The following is a 6,335-nucleotide window of genomic DNA, read 5'->3' on the forward strand; positions in this document are numbered from 1 at the left end:
CGGCTGCCGAATACCCACTCGACGAGCGTCTAACTAATTCGCTGGGGTGTCCACTAAATCAGACAACTTCACAGGTTATCCGCAGAATTCGGTGTCCCGGCGACGGTGGCGGGCCGCCGGGCGCGCGGGTGGCGAGGCGATTCGGGAGAGGATGCTGGGCAGTCGCACCGCAACCGGCAGGCAACCTGCGGCCGGCGGCGACATCATTTGCTGTCAGGTCGGCGACACGCCCAAGAAACGGGCTCCGGGTGCAACTAATGGCCCTCGGAGATACCTCGGGGGCGACTGCGGGGCGGGGTGGCGCGAAGGAGACGGGTGCCGACGGCACTCTAGCCGATGTCGGTTAACTCCCCGGCGGTCGAAGATCCCTGCCGGCGCCGGCGCCGAGTTTGCGCGGCCGCCACGGTCGCCGCGGTCAGCACCACCGCTACCGTCACGGCGATCGCGAGCGAGCGCAACCCCAGCGCGCCGTCGAACAGCATCCACAGCCCGAAGATCAGGAAAAGCAGGCTGGCCAGCGTGTGCAGCAGCTTCTGCGGAAGGCGCCGATGCAGCAGCGTGCCCGCCGCTATCGCCAATCCGTCGGCCAGCACCATGCCCACGGTGGAGCCGATCCACACCCCGGACCAGTCGTGATTGCTGGCCAGCGTGACGGTCGCCAGCGATGTCTTGTCGCTGGCCTCGGCCAGCACGAACGTCGACACGATCGTCAGCAGCGCGAACCGCGGTTCCCGACCGGCCGGCACCGTTTCGTCGCCGTTGCCGCCCTCGCGCCAGGCCCACGCCGCAAAGATCAGGAAGGCGACCGCCGACGCGAACGCCATCGGGCGCGACGGCAAGGTAGCGCCCAGGAAGTGCCCGATCGACACCGTGACCCCGTGCACCAGGCACGCGGCAATCGCCACCCCGACCAGCACTACCCACCATCGGTAGCGCAGCGCATAGGTCATGGTGACCAGCTGGGACCTGTCGCCGAGTTCGGCGAGGAAAACCACCCCGAGGGTGAGCAATGTGGCGGAGAGCATGGGAGGCGACCTTTCGACACGTCGTCGACGACCCAGTCGCCGAACATCGGTCGAAGGTCTCGCCCACCGGCCCCATGGGACCGGTCCGCCGGCCGGGCTGTGCGCCAGTATGTCGACTCGACGATTCGGGGCTACTCCCCTTCGCTAACGGTGCCAAGGCTAACGGTCAGGCCGGCCGGGCGCCAGACAGACGCCCGAGTTCGGGCGCCCGTATTTCCCGATTCGACGCCCGAATCAAGGGATTTGAATTCCCTTACGCGGCAAGGAGCATCGCCAGTATCGCCGTATCGGGGTGGCTGATCGGGTCGACGCCCACGCGGCTGACCATCGAGGTGATCGTCCCGTCGGCCTCCGCCTCGACCCAGGCGGCCCGGTGCTCCAATCCCAGGTACGGCAACCCCGGCAACAGGACGCACCCGGACGCCGCGCCGGTGCACTCCGGCAACGACGGCATGGTTTCCGAGGGTGGATGCAGCATCAGCAGCGCCGGAGGCTGGTGATCGGCGAAATACCCTGGCTGAATGGCCGATTCACCGAATACCGTGCCCTCGGCCAGTACCAGGCCGACGGTTCCGGGCTCGGGCTCGTCGGGCAACTCCTCCCGCGCGCCGAACACCGTTGTGGTGGACAGCAATCCGGGCAATGACGCGACCCTGACCGCCACCATCAGCAGCTGGGCCCATTCTTTCGTCGAATCCGGCCAGCGGCCGGAGATCACAAACCCTTTCAGGGCACCACGGGCATGGAAGGGAGAAACCCCGATGGGACGGTCAGACCCAGCTTCCATCTCGACCTCCGTGTGACGCCTGCTTCCGCCTAACCACACTGGTAGCTCGAATGATTAAGCATGCCTGCGGGTTAGGCACCGTGCAACCCGACACGGCTACTGACGCAGATGTTCTCAAGATGCCCCGTTTCAATGCCCCGCAAACGGCTGGGGCGCCACGCGAAACGCGTGACGCCCCAGCCTGAGAAAGACGGCCTCAGCCGAAAATCAGTCCATGCGTTTTCGACGTCGCGGCCGCGTAGCGGTCCTGGACGTCCGCCCAGTTGACGACATTCCAGAAAGCCTTGGCGAAGTCGACCTTGACGTTCTTGTACTGCAGGTAGAACGCGTGCTCCCACATGTCGAGCAGCAGCAGCGGCACGATTCCGAGCGGAAAATTCGACTGGTGGTCGTACACCTGGAAAATCAGCAGCTTCTGCGCGAGCGTGTCCCAGCCGAGCGCCGCCCAGCCCGAACCCTGCACGGTGGTGGCGGCCGCGTGGAACTGCGCGCGGAACTTGTCGAACGACCCGAAGCCGTCGTCGATGGCCGCGGCCAGCTCGCCGGTCGGCTTGTCGCCGCCGTTGGGGGAGAGGTTCTTCCACCAGATGCTGTGGTTGACGTGGCCGGCCAGATTGAACGCCAGGTTCTTCTCGTTCAGCAGGACCGCCGAGTGGTCCTCCTTGGCGCGCGCCTCTTCCAGCTTCTCCAGGGCGTCGTTGGCGCCCTTGACGTAGGTGGCGTGGTGCTTGTCGTGGTGCAGCTCGTTGATTTGGCCGGAGATGTGCGGTTCCAGCGCTCCAAAGTCCCAGTCCAAGTCGGGCAGGGTGTATACAGCCACAGCATTCCTTTCTTCGGTGCATCGTTGGTGATGATCGGACGCTCATCGCGCGGGGCTGCCACGCGGCGGCCAGCCATAATCAACCCTGCTCCATGCGCGCGCCCGCCGCAAGGATGACCGCTGGGAACGAATACCCCTCGGGGCGTGACGTCAGTACAAGACGATGATGGCAAGAACCGCGAGCAACGCCAGCGCGATCAGGGCGGCGCGCAGGGCGGCGACGCTATAGCTGTGGTTACAGGCGGGCGAGCCGGAATACGAGTTCGACGCGGCCGGCGAACCCGGACCGAACGAATGCGTGGCCATCAAGCGCCTTTCACCTGCAAGTCCACCTCGCTTGAGTGAGGTGTGTCACAACGATTTTTCGTGACGGTGATCATAACCCCTTGCAACGAAGTTGGGAAACGCGCTGCGTAACGGCGCGCCGGGCGGTCTCCTCCAGACGTCGCCCGGCCCCACGGACGAGATCGCGCTCCGGCGGGCGCCAGCGAGCCCGGCGGGCTCAACTGCGGGTGATTAGCGAGGCAATCCATTTCGCTCGGGCGCCGGGTCGGGTTGTTTATGGTACAGCCGTACCACCCGGCGATTATCCACAGTTGCGGCCCGGGTAGCTCCAAAAGGCTGTGTTGGTGGGTCCAATACCCGTCTGCCGACTGTGCATAAACCTGTGGAAACTGTGGATAGCCCTGGGCAATTGTTGCGTTGCCGGGCGGGTCGCTTCCGCGGGGCTCGAATTGTCGCAGGGTTAGGCTGGTCCGGTGATCCAGGTGTGCTCCCAGTGCGGCACTCGGTGGAACGTGCGCGAGCGGCGACGCGACTGGTGTCCCCGCTGCCGCGGGGCATTGATGGCGCCTCTACCGGACGTGCCCGCGGCCGACCCGCGGTGGAGCCCGCAGTCCGGTCCGGCGCCGGCCGGACCGCTCGCGGCGCCCGCCTGGCAGCGCACCCCGCCGCGGCTGCCGCCGGGCTTCCGGTGGATTGCGGTGCGCCCCGGCGCCGCGCCGCCGCCGCGCCACGGCCGTCGGCGCCTGGGGCCCACCCCGCGCTACGCCGTGATACCGCGCTGGGGCTTGGCGGATCACATCGACCAGGCCCCGGCCGAGGCCGAAAAGCCTTCTCGGACAGGGCCTTCCGCGTCGGCGGTGCGCACCACGCTGTTTTTGAGCGTCCTGTTCCTGGCCATGGCCGCACTGGTGTATGTCGCGCGGTATGTGCTGTTGGTCATCAACCGGAACACCCTGCTGAATTCGATTGTGGCGATCGCCGCGGACTGGATCGGCGTGCTGGCCAGCGTGGGGGCGATCGCGGCGCTGATCGCCTCCGGCGTGATGTTGATCCGGTGGCTGGTCGCGCGCAGGGCCGCCGTGTTCGCCCATCATGGCCTGCCGGAGTCGCGTTCGGTTCGCGCCTTATGGGCCGGGTGCGTGCTGCCGCTGGTGAACCTGCTGTGGGCCCCCGTCTACGTGATCGAGCTGGCGACCGTCGAGGAGAACTACGCCCGGCTTCGGCGGCCGATCCTCGAGTGGTGGGTCGCGTGGGTTTTCAGCTACCTGGCCTCGAGCTTCGCGATTTTCACCAGCTTCGCAACGGACGCCCAGGGCATCGCCAACAACACCGTGCTGATGGTGTTCGCCTATCTGCTCGCGGCGGTCACCGTGGCCGCGGCGGCCCGGGTCTTCGAGGGGTTCGCGCGCAAACCGGTGCAGCGGCCCGCGCATCGGTGGGTCATGGTCGAACGGGAGCCCACCGACCGGCGCGCCGGGCGCGCATCCGGGGTTCCGGTTGAGTTGGAGGGGCAGGAACCGGCAGCATAGGGGTATGACCTGGGCCGAGGAGGTGCTCGCCGGGCACCCCTTTGTCGTCGCCCATCGAGGAGCCTCGGCCGCGCGGCCCGAACACACGCTGGCCGCCTACGATCTGGCCCTCAAACAGGGCGCCGACGGTGTGGAATGCGACGTGCGGCTGACCCGCGACGGCCACCTGGTCTGCGTGCACGACCGCCGCCTTGACCGGACCTCGACCGGGGCCGGTTTGGTCAGCACCATGACGCTCGCCGAGTTGCGCGAACTCGAATACGGTGCGTGGCACGACAGCTGGCGCGCCGACGGCACGCACGGCGACACCAGCCTGCTGACGCTGGACGCGCTGGTGTCGCTGGTGCTGGACTGGCACCGGCCGGTGAAGCTCTTCATCGAGACCAAGCACCCGGTCCGCTACGGCTCTCTGGTGGAAAGCAAGCTCCTCGCGGCGTTGCACCGCTTCGGGATCGCCGCGCCCGCCTCGGCCGACCGCTCCCGCGCCGTGGTGATGTCGTTCTCGGCGGCCGCCGTCTGGCGGGTCCGGCGCGCCGCGCCGCTGCTGCCCACGGTGCTGCTCGGCAAGACGGCTCGCTATCTGGCCAGCAGCGCGGCGACCGCGGTCGGCGCCACCGCCGTCGGACCCTCGCTGGCGACGTTGAAGGACTATCCGCAGCTGGTGGACCGCGCCGTCGCGCAGGGCCGGGCGGTCTACTGCTGGAACGTCGACGAGTACGACGACATCGACTTTTGCCGGGATGTCGGCGTGGCCTGGCTGGCCACCCACCACCCGGGTCGCACCAAGGCGTGGTTGCAGAACGCGCGCGCCGGCGACGGCAGCGGGTAGTGGCGGGTCGCCACCATCGAACTAGTTCTGCCCCTGCAGGGCGTCGGCGGGCACGGGTGCGTCGGCGGCGAGCGCCTCGAACAGCTGGCCGGCGACCTCGTGGTTCCACACCACCACCGACCCGACGTCGCCGTTGGTGAACTCACCGATCGGCACCGTGAGCGCGGTGGTGGTTGCGTGCAGCGCCCAGCCGAGTCGCGCCAAGTCCCAGACATGGTCGCCCCGGTCCACGGTCATGGCGTCGGCGGCCGCGCGCGGCACCGAGTACCAGCGCAGCGGATTGAGCCAGACCGCCGGGCTGCCGACCCGGTGCAGCAGCGCCGACAGGAACTGGCGCTGGTTGGCCATCCGATCCAGGTCCGCGCGCGGCGTATCGCGCGTCCGCACGTAGCCGAGGGCGTCGCGGCCGGCAAGTTTCTGGCAGCCGGCCGGCAGGTCGATGCCGGCCAACGGGTCGTTGATCGGCGCGGCCGGGCACACGGTGATCCCTCCCAGCGCGTCCACCAGCCCCGCGAAGCCGCCGAATCCGATCTCGACGTAGTGGTCGAGGCGCAGCCCGGTGGCCTGCTCCACCGTCTGGGTCAGCAGCGGCGCGCCACCCATCGCGAACGCGGCGTTGATCTTGTCCTTGCCATGGCGGGGGATCGGCACGTACGAGTCGCGGGGGATCGACACCACCGTCGCCGGGGTGCTCGACCGCAGCTCGGGCACGTGCACCAGCAGGATGGTGTCGGTGCGGCCGGTGCCGACGTCGCCGCCGGTAGCCAGGTCCTGCTGCTGCTCGGCGGTGAGGCCCCGGCGGCTGTCGGAGCCGACGATCAGCCAGTTCGTGCCGCGGCCGGGTGCGGGTCGGTCGGGATAGTCGGCCAGAGCCTGCTCGCGGTGCAGCCTGGTGTCGAACCACAAGGCCCCGCCCACGACGCCGGCGGCGGCGAGCAGCGCGCCGGTCAGCACCGCGACCACCACCGCGCGCATCCAGCGGCGCTTGCGGCGCGCCCTCGGCCCGACGGGTCGCGGCGGGGCGGCCGGCGGGGTGGGCCGGCGCAGCGGTGTCGTCGGC

General features: G+C 68.7%; 7 protein-coding genes. 2 read left to right on the forward strand and 5 right to left on the reverse strand.

Going from position 1 to position 6,335, the window contains the following annotated elements:
• Positions 1-329 precede the first annotated feature (329 nt).
• The 4 genes from MTAB308_RS16890 to MTAB308_RS29335 all read right to left on the reverse strand — a co-directional run bounded on the left by MTAB308_RS16890 (position 330) and on the right by MTAB308_RS29335 (position 2,938).
• Positions 330-1,025 (reverse strand): TMEM165/GDT1 family protein, encoded by a 696-nt coding sequence (locus tag MTAB308_RS16890; RefSeq protein ID WP_077100590.1) that lies wholly within the window; start codon positions 1,023-1,025, stop codon positions 330-332.
• Between the two features lie 253 nt (positions 1,026-1,278).
• The gene (locus tag MTAB308_RS16895) at positions 1,279-1,812 is read right to left on the reverse strand and encodes a peptidase (RefSeq protein ID WP_068278406.1); all 534 of its coding nucleotides are present in this window, start codon (positions 1,810-1,812) and stop codon (positions 1,279-1,281) included.
• A gap of 196 nt (positions 1,813-2,008) precedes the next feature.
• Positions 2,009-2,632 carry a superoxide dismutase gene (locus tag MTAB308_RS16900; RefSeq protein ID WP_077100591.1) on the reverse strand — a complete coding sequence of 208 codons (624 nt, stop codon included), beginning with the start codon at positions 2,630-2,632 and terminating at the stop codon, positions 2,009-2,011.
• 150 nt (positions 2,633-2,782) lie between these two features.
• The gene (locus tag MTAB308_RS29335; protein ID WP_167670484.1) at positions 2,783-2,938 is read right to left on the reverse strand and encodes a hypothetical protein; all 156 of its coding nucleotides are present in this window, start codon (positions 2,936-2,938) and stop codon (positions 2,783-2,785) included.
• Positions 2,939-3,390: 452 nt separating this feature from the next.
• Here MTAB308_RS29335 and MTAB308_RS16905 point away from each other — a divergent pair, with 452 nt between their 5' ends.
• The gene (locus tag MTAB308_RS16905; RefSeq protein ID WP_077100593.1) at positions 3,391-4,446 is read left to right on the forward strand and encodes a DUF4328 domain-containing protein; all 1,056 of its coding nucleotides are present in this window, start codon (positions 3,391-3,393) and stop codon (positions 4,444-4,446) included.
• A 4-nt stretch (positions 4,447-4,450) separates the two neighbouring features.
• Complete coding sequence (locus MTAB308_RS16910) at positions 4,451-5,275, forward strand: glycerophosphodiester phosphodiesterase (protein WP_077100595.1); 825 nt, start codon at positions 4,451-4,453, stop codon at positions 5,273-5,275.
• Positions 5,276-5,296: 21 nt separating this feature from the next.
• On the opposite strand, the gene MTAB308_RS16915 is transcribed toward MTAB308_RS16910, so the two are convergent.
• Positions 5,297-6,322, reverse strand: a complete 1,026-nt coding sequence (locus MTAB308_RS16915; protein WP_245831524.1) for an LCP family protein — start codon at positions 6,320-6,322, stop codon at positions 5,297-5,299.
• Positions 6,323-6,335: the final 13 nt, after the last annotated feature.

This window comes from Mycobacterium terramassiliense, assembly GCF_900157385.1.
GTDB lineage: Bacteria > Actinomycetota > Actinomycetes > Mycobacteriales > Mycobacteriaceae > Mycobacterium > Mycobacterium terramassiliense.

What these genes read in the sequence shown, in the direction of transcription:
- MTAB308_RS16890 (WP_077100590.1), bottom strand. Translation starts at nt 1,025, where the DNA reads ATGCTCTCCGCCACATTGCTCACCCTCGGGGTGGTTTTCCTCGCCGAA.
- MTAB308_RS16895 (WP_068278406.1), bottom strand. Translation starts at nt 1,812, where the DNA reads ATGGAAGCTGGGTCTGACCGTCCCATCGGGGTTTCTCCCTTCCATGCC.
- MTAB308_RS29335 (WP_167670484.1), bottom strand. Translation starts at nt 2,938, where the DNA reads ATGGCCACGCATTCGTTCGGTCCGGGTTCGCCGGCCGCGTCGAACTCG.
- MTAB308_RS16910 (WP_077100595.1), top strand. Translation starts at nt 4,451, where the DNA reads ATGACCTGGGCCGAGGAGGTGCTCGCCGGGCACCCCTTTGTCGTCGCC.